Annotated in this window: 14 protein-coding genes; 10 read left to right on the forward strand and 4 right to left on the reverse strand. The window is 75.4% G+C overall.

From position 1 onward, the window contains the following. Window positions 1–207: 207 nt before the first annotated feature. Together Sru01_RS17980 and Sru01_RS17985 are read right to left on the reverse strand one after the other, a co-directional pair. Entirely contained in the window at window positions 208–1,737 is a 1,530-nt protein-coding gene (locus Sru01_RS17980; RefSeq protein WP_203987119.1) for a sensor histidine kinase, read from the reverse strand. Then, a complete protein-coding gene (locus Sru01_RS17985) occupies window positions 1,734–2,474 on the reverse strand; it encodes a response regulator transcription factor (RefSeq protein ID WP_203987122.1) in 741 nt (246 codons plus the stop codon). Before Sru01_RS17985 ends, Sru01_RS17980 begins: the two co-directional genes overlap by 4 nt. A 136-nt stretch (window positions 2,475–2,610) precedes the next feature. Between Sru01_RS17985 and Sru01_RS17990 the strand changes: the two genes are divergently transcribed. The 4 genes from Sru01_RS17990 (at window position 2,611) to Sru01_RS18005 (ending at window position 6,669) form a co-directional block, all read left to right on the forward strand. Next, window positions 2,611–3,990 (forward strand): ferredoxin reductase family protein, encoded by a 1,380-nt coding sequence (locus tag Sru01_RS17990; RefSeq protein WP_203987125.1) that lies wholly within the window; start codon window positions 2,611–2,613, stop codon window positions 3,988–3,990. A gap of 51 nt (window positions 3,991–4,041) precedes the next feature. Then, on the forward strand, window positions 4,042–4,602 hold the full coding sequence (locus tag Sru01_RS17995) for an FMN-binding protein (RefSeq protein ID WP_203987143.1): 561 nt from the start codon (window positions 4,042–4,044) through the stop codon (window positions 4,600–4,602). Further along, a complete protein-coding gene (locus Sru01_RS18000) occupies window positions 4,599–5,375 on the forward strand; it encodes an FAD:protein FMN transferase (protein WP_239137518.1) in 777 nt (258 codons plus the stop codon). The genes Sru01_RS17995 and Sru01_RS18000 overlap by 4 nt, the downstream gene beginning before the upstream one ends. A gap of 67 nt (window positions 5,376–5,442) precedes the next feature. After that, window positions 5,443–6,669 carry a MalY/PatB family protein gene (locus Sru01_RS18005; protein WP_239137519.1) on the forward strand — a complete coding sequence of 409 codons (1,227 nt, stop codon included), beginning with the start codon at window positions 5,443–5,445 and terminating at the stop codon, window positions 6,667–6,669. A gap of 145 nt (window positions 6,670–6,814) precedes the next feature. Here Sru01_RS18005 and Sru01_RS18010 read toward each other — a convergent pair whose 3' ends face one another. Both Sru01_RS18010 and Sru01_RS18015 read right to left on the reverse strand, forming a co-directional pair. Further along, complete coding sequence (locus Sru01_RS18010) at window positions 6,815–7,744, reverse strand: diacylglycerol/lipid kinase family protein (protein ID WP_203987165.1); 930 nt, start codon at window positions 7,742–7,744, stop codon at window positions 6,815–6,817. Window positions 7,745–7,940: 196 nt separating this feature from the next. Continuing rightward, window positions 7,941–10,712: an immune inhibitor A domain-containing protein gene (locus Sru01_RS18015; RefSeq protein WP_239137520.1), complete on the reverse strand. Its 2,772-nt coding sequence runs from the start codon at window positions 10,710–10,712 to the stop codon at window positions 7,941–7,943. Window positions 10,713–11,021: 309 nt separating this feature from the next. Here Sru01_RS18015 and Sru01_RS18020 point away from each other — a divergent pair, with 309 nt between their 5' ends. The 6 genes from Sru01_RS18020 to Sru01_RS35690 form a co-directional block, all read left to right on the forward strand. Continuing rightward, the gene (locus Sru01_RS18020; protein ID WP_239137521.1) at window positions 11,022–12,380 is read left to right on the forward strand and encodes an FAD-binding oxidoreductase; all 1,359 of its coding nucleotides are present in this window, start codon (window positions 11,022–11,024) and stop codon (window positions 12,378–12,380) included. Window positions 12,381–12,459: 79 nt separating this feature from the next. After that, entirely contained in the window at window positions 12,460–14,145 is a 1,686-nt protein-coding gene (locus tag Sru01_RS18025; RefSeq protein WP_203987208.1) for a serine/threonine-protein kinase, read from the forward strand. Window positions 14,146–14,300: 155 nt separating this feature from the next. After that, the gene (locus Sru01_RS18030; RefSeq protein WP_203987230.1) at window positions 14,301–15,836 is read left to right on the forward strand and encodes an acyl-CoA carboxylase subunit beta; all 1,536 of its coding nucleotides are present in this window, start codon (window positions 14,301–14,303) and stop codon (window positions 15,834–15,836) included. 4 nt (window positions 15,837–15,840) lie between these two features. Continuing rightward, a complete protein-coding gene (locus Sru01_RS35685; protein WP_239137522.1) occupies window positions 15,841–18,066 on the forward strand; it encodes an ATP-binding protein in 2,226 nt (741 codons plus the stop codon). 175 nt (window positions 18,067–18,241) lie between these two features. After that, a complete protein-coding gene (locus Sru01_RS18045; RefSeq protein WP_203987210.1) occupies window positions 18,242–19,054 on the forward strand; it encodes an enoyl-CoA hydratase-related protein in 813 nt (270 codons plus the stop codon). Beyond that, window positions 19,051–19,710 (forward strand): acyclic terpene utilization AtuA family protein (locus Sru01_RS35690; RefSeq protein WP_239137523.1); only part of this gene is annotated, 660 nt, incomplete at its 3' end. The genes Sru01_RS18045 and Sru01_RS35690, both read left to right, overlap by 4 nt.

Below are 19,710 nucleotides of genomic sequence, written 5' to 3' on the forward strand. Positions count from 1 at the left end.
CTCACCGGCCGGCGTTCCCGTCCCGGCCGCCGGGCGCGCCTGCCCTGACGGAGCTCCGGCTCTCATCCGCCGGCCTGCGGCGCGGGTGTCCCGCCGGGCGACACCTCACCGCCCGCGACCGGCCCGGCCGGCACGGCACGGCCGGTACCGCACGGCCGGCACGGCACGGCCGGTACGGCACGGCACGGCACGGCCGGCACGGCACGGTCAGCTCGGCCCGGTCTGCTCTGCCGGGCGGGACGGGTCAGGCGAGGCGGGCAGGGTGACGGTGAACACGGTGCGGCCCGGGACGCCGTCCAGGGCGACGGTGCCGCCGTGCGCGTGCGCGACGGCCTGGACGATCGCCAGGCCGAGGCCGGTGCCGCCGGAGGCGCGGGCCCGGCCCCGGTCGGCCCGGGCGAACCGGTCGAAGACCTCGTGCTGGAACTCGGCGGGGACACCGGGCCCGTCGTCGGCCACCGACAGCTCGGCATGGTCCCGTCCCCGGCCCGGCCCGGCCACCGAGACGGTGACCGTGGTGCCCGGCGGGGTGTGGATCCGGGCGTTGTTCAGCAGGTTGACCAGCACTTGGTGCAGCCGGTCGGCGTCACCGGTGACGGTCACCGGCTCCTCGGGCAGTTCCAGCCGCCAGCGGTGCTCCGGCCCGGCGGCGCGGGCGTCGCCGGTCGCGTCGATCGCCAGCCGGGTCAGGTCCACCTCCTCCCGGCGCAGCGGCCGGCCGGCGTCCAGCCGGGCGAGCAGCAGCAGGTCGTCGACCAGGCGGCCCATCCGCACCGACTCGGCCTGCACCCGATCAAGCGCGTGCCGTACCTCCGGCGGTACCGGGCCGGGATGGCGGCGGGCCAGCTCGGCGTGGCCGCGGATGGCGGCCAGCGGGGTGCGCAGCTCGTGGCTGGCGTCGGCGGCGAACCGGCGCAGCCGCTGCTCGCTTTCGTGCCGCCGGGCCAGCGCGGCGCCGACGTGCTCCAGCATCCGGTTGAACGCCGCGCCGACCTGGCCCACCTCGGTGCGCGGGTCGGCGTGCGGGACGCCGCCCGGCAGCGCCACCTCGCCGTCGGCCAGCGGCAGCCCGGCCACGACCCCGGCGGTGGCGGCGACCCGGCGCAGCGGGCGCAGCGACACCCCGACCCACAGCGCGCCGGCGACGCCGGTGGCCAGCAGGGCGGCGGCGAACACCGCCAGCTCGACCATCTCCAGCCGGCGGACGGTCTCCTCGGCCTCGTGCAGCGGCAGCCCGGTCACCAGCACGTCGCCGTCGTCGCCGCGGACCGCGGCCACCCGGTAGTCGCCGAGCTCGGCCAGGCCGACGGTGCGGGGCCGGCCGTCGGCGGCCAGCCCGGCCAGGGTGGCCGCGTCGGCCGCGGACAGGGCGCGCGGGGCGCGGCCGGCGGGCAGCACGTCGTGCCGGCCGCGCCAGGGCACCATGTCCGCGTGGGTGACCCGCCCGGCGACCAGCCGGGCGCCGAGGGTGCCGGGCGCCTGGCCGCGGCTGTCGCCCTCGCCGGTGTACAGGTCGTCGTCGTCGCCGGGCCGCTCCCGGTGCTCGCCTGCGTGTTCCAGGCTGGCGGCGAACCGGCCGCCGTCCGCGGCCAGCTGCCGGTCCAGGCCCTCCATCAGCGAGCGGTTCAGCGCGATCACGCTGGCCGCGCCGACCGCGGCGCAGGCGGCGGCGAGCAGCACCAGCAGCCCGGCGATCAGCCGGCCGCGCAGGGTCACCGGCCACGGCCGCCGGCTCATGGGGCGGGCGGTTTCAGGACGTATCCGACGCCGCGCACGGTGTGGATGAGCGGGGGACGGCCGGCGTCGATCTTCTTGCGCAGGTAGGAGATGTACAGCTCGACCACGTGGGCCTGGCCGCCGAAGTCGTAGGACCAGACCCGGTCCAGGATCTGCGCCTTGGACAGCACGCGGCGCGGGTTGCGCATCAGGAAGCGCAGCAGCTCGAACTCGGTCGGGGTCAGCTCGACCAGCGTCCCGCCCCGGGTGACCTCGCGGGCGTCCTCGTCCATGACCAGGTCGCCGACGGCCAGCCGGTGGCCGGCCTCGGCGCGGGCCATGCCGGCCCGGCGCAGCAGGCCGCGCAGCCGGGCCAGCACCTCCTCCAGGCTGAACGGCTTGGTGACGTAGTCGTCGCCGCCGGCCGTGATGCCCGCCACCCGATCCTCCACGGCGTCCCGGGCGGTGAGGAACAGCACGCACACCTGCGGCAGCTCGGCGCGCAGCCGGCGCAGCACGGCCAGCCCGTCGGTGTCGGGCAGCATGACGTCCAGGATGACGGCGTCCGGGGCGAACTCGCGGGCCGCGGCGAGGGCGGCAGCGCCGTCGCCGGCGGTGCGCACCTGCCAGCCCTCGTAGCGCAGCACCGCGCCGAGCACCTCGGCCAGGTCCGGTTCGTCGTCCACGACCAGGACGCGCACCGGGGAGCCGTCCGGGCGGCGCAGCCCGGCGGCGGGGGCGGACATGCTTTCGCTCATGGTGGGTCCAGCGTCCTCTCGGTAGCGCAACGCACTCTATGCGGTGGCTCTGAGTTCCCTCTGAACGCCGCTTCTCAGAGGGAACAAAGAAGTGGCTCTGGCACGGTGGGCGGCGAGTCGAGGAAAGGAAGCCTCCTTGAGCACCACCTACGCCGACCGGCGCTCCGCCACCGTCACCCCCGCCCGGACGTCCGGGCCGCCGGGGGTCGGGCCGCACGGCGCCGCGGTGCTGGTCCCGTCCCTGGTCACGGCGGGTGCGGCCGCGGTGCTCGCGCTGTGGTGGCGCGACACCGCCGCGGTCACCGGCCTGGGCGGGTGGCTGACCGGCGCCGGGCGGATCACCGGGCTGCTCGCCGGGTACGCGATCGCGGTGCTGCTGGTGCTGATGGCGCGGATCCCGGCGCTGGAGCGTTCGGCGGGCGCCGACCGGCTGACCCGCTGGCACGCGATGGGCGGCCGGTACACCGTCGGGCTGGCCGTCGCGCACACCCTGCTGATCATCTGGGGGTACGCCGTCACCGAGCGCGCCGGGGTGGTGGACGAGACGGTGACGCTGGTGCTGACCTACCCCGACGTGCTGAAGGCCACGGTCGCGGTGCTGCTGCTGGTCGGGGTGGGCGCGGTGTCGGCGCGGGCGGCGCGGCCCCGGCTGCGGTACGAGACCTGGTTCTACCTGCACTTCTACACCTACCTGGCCGCCTTTCTGGCCTTCGGCCACCAGGTGGCGACCGGGGAGCAGTTCGCCGGCGACCCGGTGGCGCGGGCCGCCTGGTACGGGCTGTACCTGGCGGTGGCGGCGGTGCTGGTGTGGTTCCGCTTCCTGGTGCCGGCCCGGCTGGCGCTGCGGCACCGGCTGCGGGTGGCCGAGGTGGTCCAGGAGGCGCCGGGCGTGGTGTCGGTGTACCTGGCCGGCCGCCGGCTGGACGGCCTGCGCGCCGAGGCGGGGCAGTTCTTCCGCTGGCGGTTCCTCACCCGGGACCGGTGGTGGGCGGCCAACCCGTACTCGCTGTCGGCGCCGCCGGACGGGGACCGGCTGCGGATCACCGTGAAGGATCTGGGCGACCACAGCCGGTCGCTGGCCGGGCTGCGGCCCGGGACGCAGGTGGTGGCCGAGGGCCCGTACGGCGCGTTCACCGCGCGGCGAGCCGCGGGCCGCCGCAAGGTGCTGATGATCGCCGGCGGGGTCGGGATCACTCCGATCCGGGCGCTGTTCGAGACGGTGCCCGGGCAGGTGACGCTGCTGTACCGGGCGAGCGAGCCGGCCGGGGTGGTCTTCCACCACGAACTGGCCGGCATCGCGGCCCGCCGCGGGGCGACGCTGCGCTACCTGGTCGGCTCGCGCGCCGCGTACGGCGACCCGTTCACCCCCGAGACGCTGGCCCGGCTGGTCCCGGACCTGCGCGAGCACACCGTCTACGTGTGCGGCCCGGCCGGCATGGCCCGGGCGGCGATCGCCGCGCTGCGCGCCGCGGGCGTGCCGCGCCGACGCGTCCACCACGAGTCGTTCGAGTTCTGAGAAACCTCCGCGGGACGCCCGGCGTCCCGTTCGATCTTGATGGGAGCCCTGATGCGTAGAGCGGTTCTGGCCGTGCTCGCCACGGTGGTCGGGCTGGTGCTGCTGCTGTCGTTCAAGCCGCACGACGTGGGACCGGCCGGCGCCCCGCCGGCCGCGGTGGCCGGCGGCGGCACCGGCGGCACGCTCGGCGCCCCGGGCGGGCGCGGGCGCGACCACGCCGAGGACGGCGACCGGGGCGACGACGAGGACGATGACGACGACGGGGTTCTCCCCCGGCCGGGCGCCACCGGCGGCACCGGGACGGCCGGCGGCGACACCGGGACGGCCGGCAAGGCCGGCCAGGTGGTGACCGGGGACGCGGTGGACACCCGGTGGGGGCCGGTGCAGGTGCGGATCTCGCTTTCCGGCGGGAAGATCACCGGGGTGGACGCGGTGGTCGTCCCGGATGCCAACCGCCGGGACCGGGAGATCAACCGGGTGGCGGTGCCGATTCTGGACGCCGAGACGCTGGCCGCGCAGAGCGCGCAGATCGACACGGTCTCCGGTGCGACCTACACCAGCGAGGGCTACATCGGCTCGCTGCAGAGCGCGCTGGACAGGGCGGGCCGGTGATCCGGCACGCCGAGCACGTGATGGGGACGGTGTTCTCCTTCGACGTGCGGCACCAGAGCACCTCGGCGCTACGGGCCGCGCTGGCCGGGGCGGTCGGCTGGCTGCACCGGGTGGACGAGGTGTTCTCCACCTACCGCCCGGGCAGCCACGTCAGCCGGCTGGGCCGCGGCGAGATCGACCTGGCGGACTGCCCGGCGGAGGTCGGCGAGGTGCTGGATCTGTGCGCGGCGGCATCGGCGGCCAGCGGCGGCTGCTTCACCGCCACCCCCGGCGGGCGGCTGGACCCGTCCGGGCTGGTCAAGGGGTGGGCGGTGGAGCGGGCCTCGGCGATGCTGCGCGCCGCGGGCGCGACCTGCCACGCGGTCAACGGCGGCGGGGACGTGCGGCTGTCCGGTGAGGCGGCGCCGGGGCGGCCGTGGCGGACCGGCATCGCCGACCCGCTGCGCCCCGGCGGGCTGGCGGCGGTGGTGTCCGGCCGCGACCTGGCGGTGGCGACCTCGGGCGTGGCCGAGCGGGGCGCGCACGTGCTGGACCCGCGCAGCGGCCGGCCGGCGAGCGAGCTGGCCTCGGTGACGGTGGTGGCCGCCGACCTGGCCTGGGCGGACGCGCTGGCCACCGCCGCGCTGGCCATGGGCGATCAGGCCCGGGAGTGGCTGGCGGGGCTGCCCGGGGTGGCGGCGTTCGCGGTGCTGCCGTCCGGCGGGCGCTGGTGGACCCCGGATTTCCCGAGGTACGCGCCGGAGGTGGCCGGGCGGTCATGTGCTATCCCGTAGATGACGAATTACCGGGATGCAGTCGGGCATAGCACTCGATATGGGCTCCCATGCCGAAGGGACTGATGTGACGAGCAGCGACATCCACCAGAACGGCCGCCGGACGGCCGGCCCACTCGGCGCTTACCGTCTCGACGAGCTGCGCGCCCGGCACAGCGCCAAGTGGCGCGAGTACCCGGCGGACGTGCTGCCGGTCTGGGTCGCGGAGATGGACACCCCGCTCGCCCCGCCGATCGCGGCGGCGCTCGCCGAGGCGCTGGAGCGCGGCGACACCGGGTACGCCGTCCCCGGCGGGCTGCCGGAGGCGTACGCGGGCTTCTCCGCCCGCCGGTTCGGCTGGCGCCCGGACCCGGCCGCCATGCGCCTGGTACCGGACGTGATGATGGGGGTCGTCGAGGCGCTGCACCTGGTCACCGAGCCGGGCGACCCGGTGGTGATCAACACCCCGGCCTACCCGCCGTACTTCTACTGGCTGCCGCGCATCGGCCGTCCGGTCGTGGCGAGCCCGCTGGCGCTCACCGCCGACGGTTACCGGCTGGACCTGGACGCGCTGGAGCGGGAGTTCGCCGGCGGCGCCCGGGCCTTCCTGCTGTGCAACCCGCACAACCCCACCGGGCTGGTGCCGGCCGCCGAGGAACTGCGCGAGGTGGCGCGGCTGGCCGACCGGCACGGCGTGCGGGTGATCTCCGACGAGATCCACGCGCCGATCGTCCACCCGGGAGCCCGGCACGTGCCGTTCGGCGCGCTGGACGCCGAGTCCGCCGCCCGCTCGATCATGCTGGCCTCCGCGTCCAAGGCGTGGAACCTGGCCGGGCTCAAGGGCGCGCTGGCCGTGCCGGGCGGCGCCCCGGCGGCGGCCGACCTGGCCCGGATGGACCCGGAGGTCGGCACCGGCGCCGGCCTGCTCGGGGTCATCGCCGCCGAGGCGGCCTTCTCGGCCGGCGAGGCCTGGCTGGACGAGCTGCTGGCCGGGCTGACCGCCAACCGGGACCTGCTGGCCGCGCTGCTGCGCGAGCACCTGCCGGAGGTCGGCTACCAGCCGCCGCAGGGCACCTACCTGGCCTGGCTGGACTTCCGGGTGCTCGGGCTCGGCGACGACCCGGCCGAGTGGTTCTTGCGCCGCGGCGACGTCGCGCTGTACCCGGGGCTGAAGTTCGGCGCCGAGGGGGCCGGGCACGCCCGGTTCAACTTCGCCACCGGCCCGGAACTGGTCGCCGAGGCGGTCGGCCGGATGGCCGCGGCGCTCGGCCGGCCGCCGGCCGCGATCGCCGGCGGCGCCCCCGCCGCGACCTGATCGCCGGCCGCGAGGCCACGCCGGCCGGCCGCGCCGGACCGGGCGGCCGGACCGTCGGTGGACCAGACCACGACCCGCCACCCGGCCGACCTGGCGCCCGGGGCGGCTCTCCCGCCCGGCCCCGGGCGGCTCCCGGGCGGCCCGGTCAGGTGTCGACGAAACCGGGCGGGACCATGACCCGCGCGCCGTTCGGCACGGTGCGGATGGTCAGCGGCGTGCGCAGCCCCACCTCGCCGTCCACGTCGGCGGCCAGCGTGGGCTCGGTCTCCAGCAGCATCTCGCCGCCGGTCACGAACGGGCCGCCGGCCAGGCTGCGCCACCGCCCGCTGGTGGCCCGGACCAGCGTCTCGGCCAGCAGGCGCAGCCGCTTGCCCGAGCCGAGCTGGTAGGCCACCAGCCGGCGGTTGTCGATGCTGATGTCGCGGGCGATCTGCCAGCCGCCGTGGTAGCGGCCGTTGGCGATGTTGAGCTGGTGGGTGAGCACCTCGTGCCGCCGGCCGTCCACGGTGATGTAGGCGCGGAACGGCTGGTGGCGGGGCAGGATGGTCAGCGCGGTCAGCGGGTAGGCGGCCCGGCCGAGCGCCCGCTTCAGCCAGGGCTTGACCGTGCCGGCCACCTCGACCGAGACGCCGAAGCTGGCCAGGTTGGCGAACGGCTTGTCCCCGGCCATGCCGAGGTCGATGTCGGCCACCTTGCCGCGGCTGAAGACCTTGACGGCCTGGGGCAGCGCGAGCGGCAGGCCGAGGCTGCGGGCGAAGTTGTTGGTGGTGCCGAGCGGCAGCACGCCGAGCGCGACGTCCCGGTGCGCGACGTGCTTGACGGCCTCGCTGAGGGTGCCGTCGCCGCCGCCGACGACCAGCAGGTCGGGCTGCAGGCCGAGGGCCTCCTCCAGGATGTCCGGCAGCCGCTTCGGATCCATGACCGCGTAGGTGCGCAGCGGCCGGAAGCCGTCGGCCTGCAGCAGCCGCAGCGCCTCGAAGTACAGGTGCCGGCCCCGGCGGGACCGGGTGTTGACCACCAGGACCACCCGGCGCAGGTCGCGGATCGCCCTGGTGTGTTCCGCCTTGCTCCGCACGTTCGCCCGTCCCCTCGCCGACGTCCCGGGGACATGCTATGCAGTCGGCCGGCACCAGCGGACCGCGATGGACGCCGGGAGGCCGCGACGGGCCCTGAGACGCGGACGGGACGGATACGGTGCCCCCGTATCCGTCCCGTCCGGGCCTTCCCTTGGCCGGCCCCGCGCCGGCGTCACCGCCGGCGCGGGGAACGGCTCACTTCTTGGGCGGCGTCACCTGGACGATCACCCCGAGGTTGCCGGGCAGCGGCGCGATCAGCTTGACCTGGGTGCCGAGTTGCTTGCCCGCGTCGGCGGGGTTGCCGGTGCCCAGGGTGAAGCCGTCGACGTCCTCGCCGTAGGCCTCGGTCGCCGGGCTGCCGTCGGCGTGCACGACCCGCACCGAGTACGGCTCGTTGTTCTTGGACGGCACGACCACCGAGGCGTCGCGGTTGCGGAAGTACAGGCCGTCGTCGCGCAGCTCCAGGCCGGGGTACCAGCCCTTGGCGTCGGTGAAGGCCTTGACCGGGTCCTGCCCGCCGAACCTGGTGCAGTACTCGGTGAACGGCTCGCCCTCGATGCACTCGGAGAACGAGCGCGTCTTGGTGAAGCCGAACGCCGCGTTGGACGCCTGCGGACGGGAGGGGATGTTCTTCAGCACGCTGGGGTCGACCTCGGCGGCCTCGCCGGAGCGGCGCAGCGGGTCGAAGTGCGAGTCCACCAGCAGCAGCTGGCCCTTGGGGCCGACCGACGGCAGCGACCAGAGGTTGGAGGCGCCGTTGTTGTACCCGTAGGAGGTGTCACGCAGCCAGACCAGCAGGCCGGGCGCGTTGTAGGGGACCTTCTCGACCTTCCACGCGTCGTCCCGCAGCCACGTGGTGTCGTAGGTGTAGCTCAGGCCCTTGTCGAACCCGTCCAGGTTGCGCCACTCGGCCAGGTAGTACTGCGCGCTCTTCAGCGAGCCGCCGTGCTGCACCCAGCCGGCGCCCTTGGTGTCGGTGAAGGTGCCGGGGACGGCCGTCCAGCCGGCGGTGCCGGACTCGACGTCGTCGCTCCAGGTGGTGGTGCCGCCGGCGCTCACCGAGAAGTCGTCGGTGAACCAGCCGCGCTCGTTGGCGGCGGCGTCGGTGGCGTAGCGCAGGCGCAGCTTGATGTTCTGGCCGGCGAACGGCGCCAGGTCGATGTGGTAGTGCTGCCAGCCGCCGGAGTCACCGGTCAGGCCGTACTTCTTGTTGCCGAAGTCGGCCAGCCGGTGGTTGGGGTCGGGGTAGCCGTCGTCGGTGGAGACCAGCGACCCGTCCTCGCCGTACACCTTCTGCTCGGCCCAGGTGGTGCCACCGTCGGTGGAGACCTCGACGAAGCCGAAGTCCCAGTCCTGTTCGATGGTGTAGTCGGTCCAGAACGAGAACCGGGCGTCGGCGCCGGCCGGCACCGCGACGTCCCGGGCGATCTTCACGTCCGCCCAGTCCTGGTCGTTGCCCGACCACCAGACCTTGGCGCCGCTGTGCGGGGTGGTCAGCACCACGTCCTTGTCCGGCAGGTTGATCCGGACGCCGTCCTGGGTGAGCTTGGGCGTGCGGGAGGCCTGGCCCAGGGTCAGCAGCTTGGTGCCGTCACCGGGGTTGAGGATCTTCGGGTCCGCCCAGCCGAGCACCAGCTTGTCCCACAGGCCCATGTGCGTCGGCATCGACTGGAAGATCGGGCCGGAGTGCGAGCCGGTGGACATCAGGTCCCAGAACTCGACGTCGCTGTCACCGGCTCCGGTGGCGTCGTAGAGGTCGGGCAGGCCGAGGTCGTGGCCGTACTCGTGGGCGAACACGCCGACGCCGGAGTCCTCCGGCTGCACGATGTAGTTGGAGATCTTGACGTTGCTCCCCGGCACGGTGTAGCCGTTGGGGATCGCGCTGGAGTGCGCCCAGATGGCGTAGGTGCCCTCCGCACCTCCGCCGCCGGACTTGTCCTCGCCGGCGTGCACCAGGACCAGGTGGTCGACCACGCCGTCCGGCTCGGCGTAGTTGCCGTCGCCGTCGGCGTCGGAGGTGTCCTCCAGGTCGTAGTCCTTCCAGGGGAAGTCCGGCTGCTGCTGGGCGAGCACGTTGACGGCGTCGATGCCGAGTTGCGCCGCGCCGCGCGGGTTGTCCGGGTGGCCGGACATGTCCTGCGGGATGGCGTCGCAGGCGCCGGCACCGTACCAGGCCTCCGAGTGCGGCACCTTCAGCCAGCCGATCGCCGCGCCGTGCACGGTGTAGGCGCCCTTGGACATCTCCTCGTACATGTTCTTCATCGTGTAGCCGGAGATGTCGATGCCCGGCTTGCCGTCGCGCGGGTCCTTGAGGTCCTTGCGGACGCGCTCGGTGATGCCCTTGGTGGAGTAGAGCATGTTGTTGTAGTGGGCGGTGTTGAAGTCCTTCACCCACATCGAATTGTTGTCCTTGCCGCCGCCGGCCGCGAGGGCGGGGTCAGGGATCTTGTTGTGCAGCGGACCGCTGATCTTCGTGCCCGGCGGCTCCGTCACGCAGTCGCTCGTGTCGTCGGTGCTCTTCGGGCGGCTGAACCCGGAGAAATCGTCGTTGGCGTTCTCGTTGAACTCGACCAGCAGAGTGAGAAGCTTCGCCTCTTTAGTGATCTTCGACTTCTTGTAGAGGAAGTCGAAGGGGTTCTGCCCGGTACGCACGGCCGTCCGCTCGCGCTTGGTGAGCTCGCGGGCCGCCACCGGGTTGCCCTCGGCGAACTTGTGGTCGATCTCCTCGGCGGTGGGGGTGCCGCTGCGCCGCTTGGCGGCGCCCTTGTCGACCTTCTCCGCGCCCTTCGGCGTGGAGTCGCCCTGCACCATCGGGGGAGCGTAGTTGATGTAGTAATCACTCGCCGCCGGCTGGTATCTGGCCTGCGAGGTGTCCCCCGCGGCCGCGGTGCCGCTCACCGTGAGACCGGCCGCCGCCAGCCCCAGGACCGGCAGCACCGCGCTGAGCCGCCTGACTCTACGTGACAACGGATCCTCCTCCGCCCGGGATGTCCGGGCTCCGCCCGGGGTCCCCGGGCGACCTTCGAGGCACGCCGGTATGAACGCGCCCGCCATGGAGATCCGGACGCCCGTACGGAACGCCCAGAATCGGCAAACCGGACGTTAGAGGAAAAAGTAAAGGCAGGGTAAAGGCGATCCAGGATGTTGCCAAATCGTCATCGACGGCGGCGCGCGCCGGCCGGCGGCCGTTCATCGGCGAATTCCACCGGCATTCCGGTAAGCCCGCTTGCCACCCCTCGTGGAAACGGCATTCCGCCGGAACGTACAGTCGCAGGCGTGAATGCCGTCACCGAGCTCGCCGCGCTCCTCCCGGCCGGAACGGTGCTCACCGATCCGGACGTCACCGCCGCCTACGCACGCGACCAGACCTTCCTGGTGCCCGGCACCCCGCTGTGCGCGGTGAAGGCCCGCAGCCGGGACGACGTCGTGACCACCCTGCGGTGGGCCACCGAGCACCGGGTGCCGGTGGTGCCCCGGGGGGCCGGCACCGGCCTGGCGGGCGGCGCCACCGCGGTCGACGGCTGCGTGATGCTGTCGCTGGCCGGGATGACCGCGATCCGCGAGCTGTCCCCCGCCGACGAGATCGCCGTCGTGGAACCCGGAGTGATCAACGCCGACCTGGACCGGGCGGCCCGCCGGCACGGCCTGATGTACGCCCCCGACCCCTCCTCGCACGAGATCTCCACCATCGGCGGCAACCTGGCGACCAACGCCGGCGGGCTGCGCTGCGTGAAGTACGGCGTGACCCGCGACTCCACGCTCGGGCTGGAGGTCGTGCTGGCCGACGGCCGGGTGCTGGCCACCGGGCGCCGCACCATGAAGGGGGTCACCGGGTACGACCTGACCGGGCTGTTCGTCGGCTCGGAGGGCACCCTCGGGGTGATCACCGCGGCCACGCTGCGGCTGCGCCGGGCCCCGGCCGCGCCGCCGGTCACCCTGGCCGCCGAGTTCCCCTCGCCGCGCGCGGCCGGCGACGCGGTGGCGGCGATCATCGCGGCCGGATGCCGCCCGGTGCTGCTGGAGCTGATGGACCGCAACACGCTGCGCGCGATCGACGACTGGAAGCACATCGGCCTGGACCCGGGCGTGCAGGCCATGCTGATCGCCCAGGCCGAGGCCGGTCCGGGCGGGGACGCGGCGCGGATGGCGCGGTTGTGCGAGGACGCCGGCGCGTCGTTCGTCGCGGTGTCCACCACGCCGGAGGAGGCCGAGGAGCTGATCGGGCTGCGGCGGCTGGCCTATCCGGCCAAGGAGCGGCTCGGCGCCTGCCTGGTGGAGGACGTCTGCGTCCCGCGTTCGGCGCTGCCCGACATGATCACCGCGATCGAGGAGACCGCGGCCCGGCACGCCACGATGATCTGCACGGTCGCGCACGCCGGGGACGGCAACCTGCATCCGGTCTTCGTCTTCGACCGCGGGCTGGCCGAGCCGCCGCCGAACGTCTGGGCCGCCGCCGACGAGGTCTTCCGGGCCGCGCTGGACGCCGGCGGCACGCTGACCGGCGAGCACGGGGTGGGCCTGCTCAAGCGGCGGTGGCTGGAGCTGGAGACCGGCCCGCTGGCGGGCGAGCTGCAGCGCGGGATAAAGCAGGTCTTCGATCCGCTCGGCATCATGAATCCCGGCAAGGCCATCTGACCGGCCCTCCTGACCAAGATCCCCCTGGTAGCGTTCTCCGACATACGTTTCGGAAATATGGGGTTTCGGGGGGTTCGGCGTGCCACAGGCGCTCACCGACGACGACCCGCGCCGCCTGGGTGCCTACGAGATCTTCGGGCGGCTGGGCGAGGGCGGCCAGGGGGTCGTCTATCTCGGCAGGTCGGGCACCGGTGAACCGGTCGCCATCAAGCTGCTGCACGCCCGGCTGTCGGGGGACGCCGACGCGCGTGCGCGATTCCTGCGCGAGGTGTCGGTCGCCCAGCGGGTCGCCCGGTTCTGCACCGCGTCGGTGCTGCACGCCGACCTGGCGGGCAACCAGCCGTTCATCGTCAGCGAGTACGTGCCCGGGCCGTCGCTGCGGCTGCTGGTCGAGCGGGAGGGCCCGCGCCGGGGGGCGGCGCTGGACCGGCTGGCCATCAGCACCGCGACCGCGCTCGCCGCGATCCACCGGGCCGGCATCCTGCACCGCGACTTCAAGCCGGCCAACGTGCTGATGGGGCCGGAAGGCCCGGTCGTCATCGACTTCGGCATCGCGCGGGCCCTGGACACCCCGGGCGCCACCGCCACCGGCGACACCCTCGGCACCCCCTCCTACCTGGCGCCCGAGCAGCTCGCGGGCGCGGCGGTGACGCCGGCGGCCGACGTGTTCGCCTGGGGCGTCACCATGGTCTTCGCGGCCACCGGGCGGCCGGCGTTCGGCTCCGACTCCATCCCCGCGGTGATCAATCGGGTGCTGAACGAGCAGCCGGACCTGTCCTCGCTGGAGGGGCCGCTGCGCGACCTGCTCGCCGCCTGCCTGTCCAAGGACCCGGCGGTCCGCCCGTCCGCCGAGGACGTGGTCGCCCACCTGATGGGCGGCCGGACGGTGATCCCCGCGCCCGCCGGGCCGACCGCCCCGGCGGCGCCCGCCACATCTGCCGCATCAGCCGGGCTCACCGGACCCGCCGGGGGCACCGGGCCGACCGCGTTCGCCGGATCGGCCGGGCCGCTCGCCGTGCCGCCGAAGGCCCGCCGGGCGGCGGGCGGCGGCGCGCCGCGACGCCGCGGGCTGCTGACGGCGGGCACCGCCGCCGCCGTGACGGTCCTGGCCGGCGGCCTGATCTTCGCGCTGACCACCGACGTCCCGTGGGCCGGCCGGCCGACGGCCGCCGAGGAGAGCGTGGCGCCGCCCACCGCCGGCACGACCGACCCGGTCGCCGAGCAGCCGCCCGACGTGGACTCCTGGCCGGTGCCCGACCCGGTCGACCCCACCCCGCGCCGGCCGCGCCGCCAGACGCCCGCGCAGGCGACCCCGCCCGCCCAGGTCACCGCCACCCCGCACCACACCCCGTCCCGCAAGCCGACCCGGCGCCCGGCCCGCGACTCGGTCGATCCCGACGCGCCAGGCTCCACCCCGACCGCCGAGCCGTCCGGCGGCAAACCCAACCCCTACACCGCCGCCGGCAGCTGCGGTCCCGGCTTCCAGGTCATCGACTCCCGCCCGCTGGGCGACGCCAGGGTCTGGCTGCTCTACAACGCCAAGGCCGGCACCAACTGCGTCGTCACGCTGACCCGGTACGTCGAACCGCAGCCGATGAAGATGACCGCCCTGCTGCGCGCCAAGACCGGCGCGTCGGAATCCGACTCCGGCACCAGCCAGACCACCGCCGGCCCGGTCCGCGTCCCGGCCCGCAAGACCTGCGTCATCTGGGGCGGCTCGTTCGGCTCGATCTCCTGGCGCAGCGGCTGGTCGCACTGCCGGTGACCTCCACGCCGGCCGCCGGCCGTGTGTCCCCCGCCCTCCCGCGCGGCGCGGCGGTGTAATAGCTTCGGGCCACGGCCACTGCTATCCGGGAGCGCAAGGTGATCCACAGCCGGCTCGACACCGCGGGCGCGGACTTCCAGGCGCGGCGGGCCGCCATGCTGGCCCGGCTCGGCGAGCTGGCCGCCGAGCAGGCCCGCGCGGTGGCCGGCGGCGGCCCGAAATACGTGGACCGGCACCGCGCGCGCGGCAAGCTGCTCGCCCGCGAGCGCGTCGAGCTGCTGCTCGACCCCGGCTCGCCGTTCCTGGAGCTGTCCCCGCTGGCCGCCTGGGGCACCGAGCACCCGGTCGGCGCCGGCGTGGTCACCGGCGTCGGCGCGGTGTCCGGCCGGCTGTGCGTGATCGTCGCCAACGACCCGACCGTCCGCGGCGGGGCCTCCAACCCCTGGACGCTGCGCAAGACGCTACGCGCCCTGGACATCGCGCTGGCGAACCGGCTGCCGCTGGTCAACCTGGTGGAGTCCGGCGGGGCGGACCTGGCCGGCCAGTCGGAGATCTTCATCCCGGGCGGCCGGGTCTTCCGCGACCTGACCCGGCTTTCGGCGGCGGGCGTCCCCACCGTGGCCCTGGTGTTCGGCAACTCCACCGCCGGCGGCGCGTACGTGCCGGGGATGAGCGACCACGTGGTGATGGTCCGCGAGCGGGCCAAGGTGTTCCTCGGCGGCCCGCCGCTGGTCAAGATGGCGACCGGCGAGGAGTCCGACGACGAGTCGCTGGGCGGCGCCGAGATGCACGCCCGCGTCTCCGGGCTCGCCGACCACCTGGCCGCCGACGAGCACGACGCGATCCGGATCGGCCGCCGCATCGTGGCCCGGCTCGGCGGGCCGGCCCCCGCGCCGCCGCCCGCCGCCGTCCGGCCGCCGCGCCACGACGAGGAGGAACTGCTCGGCATCGTGCCGGGCGACCTGCGCGTCCCGTTCGACCCGCGCGAGGTGATCGCCCGGCTGGTGGACGGCAGCGAATTCGACGAGTTCAAGCCGCTGTACGGCGACAGCCTGGTGACCGGCTGGGCGACCCTGCACGGGCACCCGGTCGGGCTGCTCGCCAACGCCCGGGGCGTGCTGTTCAGCCCGGAGGCGCAGAAGGCGGCCCAGTTCATCCAGCTCGCCGGGCAGGCGCGCACGCCGCTGATCTTCCTGCAGAACACCACCGGCTACATGGTCGGCAAGGAGTACGAGCAGGGCGGCATCATCAAGCACGGCGCGATGATGATCAATGCGGTGGCCAACTCAACCGTGCCGCACCTCACCGTCGTGATGGGCGCCTCCTACGGGGCGGGCAACTACGGCATGTGCGGCCGGGCCTACGACCCGCGCTTCCTGTTCACCTGGCCGAGCGCCCGGTCGGCGGTGATGGGCCCGGCCCAGCTCGCCGGGGTACTGTCCATCGTCGGGCGGGCGGCCGCGCGGGCGCGCGGCCAGGTCTACGACGAGGAGGCGGACGCCGAGATGCGGCGGGCGGTCGAGGCGCGGATCGAGGAGGAGTCGCTGCCGTTCTTCCTGTCCGGGCGGCTGTACGACGACGGGGTGATCGACCCGCGCGACACCCGCACGGTGCTCGGCCTGTGCCTGGCCGCGGTGTCCGGCGCGCCCGGCCCCGAGCGGCCGGCCGGCTACGGCGTCTTCCGGATGTGACCCGATGATCACACGATTGCTGGTCGCCAACCGCGGCGAGATCGCCCGCCGCGTCTTCCGCACCTGCCGCGACCTCGGGATCGAGACGGTGGCCGTCTTCTCCGATGCCGACGCCGCGGCCCCGCACGCCGCCGAGGCCGACCTTTCGGTCCGGCTGCCCGGCGAGCGGCCGGCCGACACCTACCTGTCCGGCCCGGCGCTGGTCGCCGCCGCGCTGGCGGCCGGCGCGGACGCCGTCCACCCCGGCTACGGTTTCCTGTCGGAGAACGCCGGCTTCGCCCGAGCGGTGCTGGACGCCGGGCTGACCTGGGTCGGCCCCGACCCGGCGGCCATCGCCGCCATGGGGTCGAAGATCGAGGCCAAGCGGCTGATGGCCGCGGCCGGGGTGCCGGTGCTGTCCTCGGCGCTCCCCGGCGACGGCCCGGTGGACGCCGCGGAAGTGACCTTCCCCGCCCTGGTCAAGGCGTCGGCCGGCGGCGGCGGGCGCGGCATGCGCGTCGCCCGCGATCCGGCGGAGCTGGCCGCGGCGGTCGAGGCGGCCCGCCGCGAGGCCCGCTCGGCGTTCGGGGACGGCACCGTGTTCGTCGAGCCGCTGCTGGAGGGCGCCCGGCACATAGAGGTGCAGGTCGTCGCGGACGCGCACGGCACGGTGTGGACGCTCGGCGAGCGCGAGTGCTCGATCCAGCGCCGGCACCAGAAGATCATCGAAGAGTCGCCGGCGCCCGGGCTGCCCGCCGCGGTGCGCGACCGGCTGCTGCGGGCCGCCGCCCGGGCGGCCGAGGCCATCGGCTACGTGGGCGCCGGCACGGTGGAGTTCCTGGTCCGCGCCGGCCACGGGGACGAGGGCGACCGCGCCGAGCAAGGGGACAGCGGGGACAGCGGGGACAGCGGGGACAGCGGGGACAGCGGGGACACGGTCGCCTTCCTGGAGATGAACACCCGGCTGCAGGTCGAGCACCCGGTCACCGAGTGCCGGTACGGCATCGACCTGGTGCGCCTGCAGCTGGAGATCGCCGAGGGCGGCCGGCTGCCCACGGCGCCGCCCGAGCCGTGCGGCCACGCCGTCGAGGCCCGACTGTACGCCGAGGACCCCGCGCAGGACTGGCGCCCGCAGAGCGGCGAGCTGCACCGGTTCGAGGTGCCCGGCGTGACCGCCCGGTTCACCGCCGTCTCCGATGGCCTGCGGCTGGACTCCGGCGTGGAGTCCGGGTCGGAGATCGGCGTGCACTACGACGCGATGCTGGCCAAGGTGATCGCCTGCGCCCCGGACCGGGCGGCGGCGGTCCGGCTGCTGGCGACCGCGCTGGCCCGTGCCCGGGTGCACGGGGTCGTCACCAACCGCGACCTGCTGGCCGGGGTGCTCCGGCACCCGGCGTTCCTGGCCGGTGACGTCGACACCGGCTTCCTGGACCGGCACGGCGTCGCCGCCCTCTCCCGCCGCCCGGCCGGCCCGGCGCTGCGTCCCGCGCCGGAGCCGGGGCCCGGCCCGGCGGGCACCGGCGACGCGCCGGTACCGCCTCGCCCGGCGGGCGGCGATCCCGTGCGGCCCGCAGGTGATGACCCGGCACGGGCCGGTCTGGCGGGCGATGCCCCGGTCTCGCCCGGTCCGGTGGGCGGTGACCGGGCGGGGCGGCTGGCGGCGCTGGCCGCCGCGCTGGCGGTGGCCGCGGCGGACCGGGCGGCGGCGCCGGTGCTCGGCGCGCTGCCGGACGGCTGGCGCAACGTCCCCTCCCAGCCGCGGCGCGCCGCGTTCGACGGGCCGGAGGGCCGGGTCGAGGTCGCCTACCGGGTCACCCGCGACGGCCTGGCCGCAGAGGGCCTGCCCGGCGTCGGGCTGGTCGCGGCGGCGCCGGACGAGGTGGTCCTGTCGGCCGGGCCGATGGTGCACCGGTTCGCGGTCGCCCGGTACGCCGGCGACCCGGCCGGCGCGGTGTACGTCGACTCGCTCCTCGGCGCCGTCCGCCTGGTGCCGGTGCCGAGGTTCCCCGACCCGGTGGCACGCACCGCCCCCGGCTCGCTGCTCGCCCCGATGCCGGGCACCGTGCTCCGCGTCCAGGTCGAGCCGGGTACCACGGTCGCCGCCGGGCAGCCCGTCCTGGTCCTGGAGGCGATGAAGATGGAGCACGAGATCCGCGCGCCGGCGGCGGGCGTCGTCACCTCGCTGGCCGCCGTTCCCGGCCGGCAGGTCACCGCCGGCGCCGTGCTGGCCGTCATCGAGGCAACGCCATGACGGCCGCCGCCCCACCTCCCACCCGGGCCGCCGTGCCGCGTCCCGGACCGGCCGGCCGGGATGTGCCCCCGCACCACGGTCGAACGGCCGGCGGTCGAGGGCTCGCCGCCCGGCTCCCTGGCCGTAGCCCGATTCCTCCCCCGCGACGAGGCGGGGAGCTTCTCGGAGGTACCCGATGACCGCGCTGGTCCACCACCAGGTGCACGGCGGCACCGCGACGATCACGCTGGACTCGCCGCACAACCGCAACGCCCTGTCCACCCGGCTGCTGGCCGAGCTGCGCGCCGCGCTCGACCGGTCCATCGCCGACGACGCCGTCCGCGTCATCGTGCTCACCGGCACCGGCCCGGTGTTCTGCGCGGGCGCCGACCTCAAGGAGCAGGCCCCGCCGCCCGGCACCCGGCCGGACGGCGCGCCGGTGACCGCGTCGTTCCCGGGCGTGATGAGCGCCGTCTGGGACAGCCCCAAGCCGGTGATCTGCCGGCTGAACGGCACCGCCCGGGCCGGCGGGCTCGGCCTGGTCGCCGCCTGCGACTTCGCCATCGCCCCGGACACCGCGACGTTCGCGTTCAGCGAGGTGCGGCTGGGCGTGGTGCCCGCCATGATCTCGGTGACCGTGCTGCGCCGGGTGGAGCGGCGCGCCGCCGCCGAGCTCTTCCTCACCGGCGAGGTGTTCGACGCCGCCCGCGCCGAGCGGATCGGGCTGCTCACCCGGGCGGTGCCCGCGGGCGAGCTGGACGCCACCGTCGCCCGGTACGCGGGCATGTTGCGGCGCGGCGGCCCCGAGTCGCTGGCGATCACCAAGCGGCTGGTCCGCGAGGTGCCGGCGCTGCCGGTGGCGGAGGCGATGAGCCGGATGGCCGAGCTGTCGGCGCAGCGGTTCACCTCCGCCGAGGGCCAGGAAGGGCTGCGCGCCTTCATGGAGAAGCGCCCCGCCGCCTGGGTCGCCGCGCCGGACGACCCCGCCGCCGGCGAGCCGGCCCGGTGACCGTCCCCGGCCCGGCCCGGGCGACCACGGCCGGCCCTTCCGCCCCGGGCGCGTCCACCGGCCCGGCCGTCCCGGACGCGTCCGGCGGGCGGGCCGGCCCAGGCACGTCCTCTGGCCCGGTCGCCCGCGACGCGTCCCCCGGCCCGGCGACCTCGGGCACCTCCCCTGGCCCGGCTGTCCGCGACACGTCCCCCGGCCCGGCGACCTCGGGCACGTCCGCCGGGCCGGGCGCCCTGGCCGCGCCGGGAGCACCGGGTACGGGGGCGCCGCTGCGGATCGCCAACTGCAGCGGCTTCTACGGCGACCGGCTGTCGGCCGCCCGGGAGATGGTCGAGGGCGGGCCGATCGACGTGCTCACCGGCGACTGGCTGGCCGAGCTGACCATGCTGATCCTGGCCGGGCAGCGCCGCAAGGGCCGCCCCGGGTACGCCCGCACCTTCCTCACCCAGCTGGAGGAGGTGCTCGGCACCTGCCTGGACCGCGGGATCAGGATCGTGTCCAACGCCGGGGGGCTGGACCCGGCCGGTTGCGCGGCGGCCGTCACCGAGCTGGCCGGCCGGCTCGGGCTGGCGGCGCGGGTCGCGCACGTGACCGGCGACGACCTGGCCGGGCGGGACCTCGGCGGGCTGGTGGACCCGGAGACCGGCGGGCCCCCG

This window comes from Sphaerisporangium rufum, from assembly GCF_016863395.1.
In the GTDB taxonomy this organism is placed as follows: Bacteria; Actinomycetota; Actinomycetes; order Streptosporangiales; family Streptosporangiaceae; genus Sphaerisporangium; species Sphaerisporangium rufum.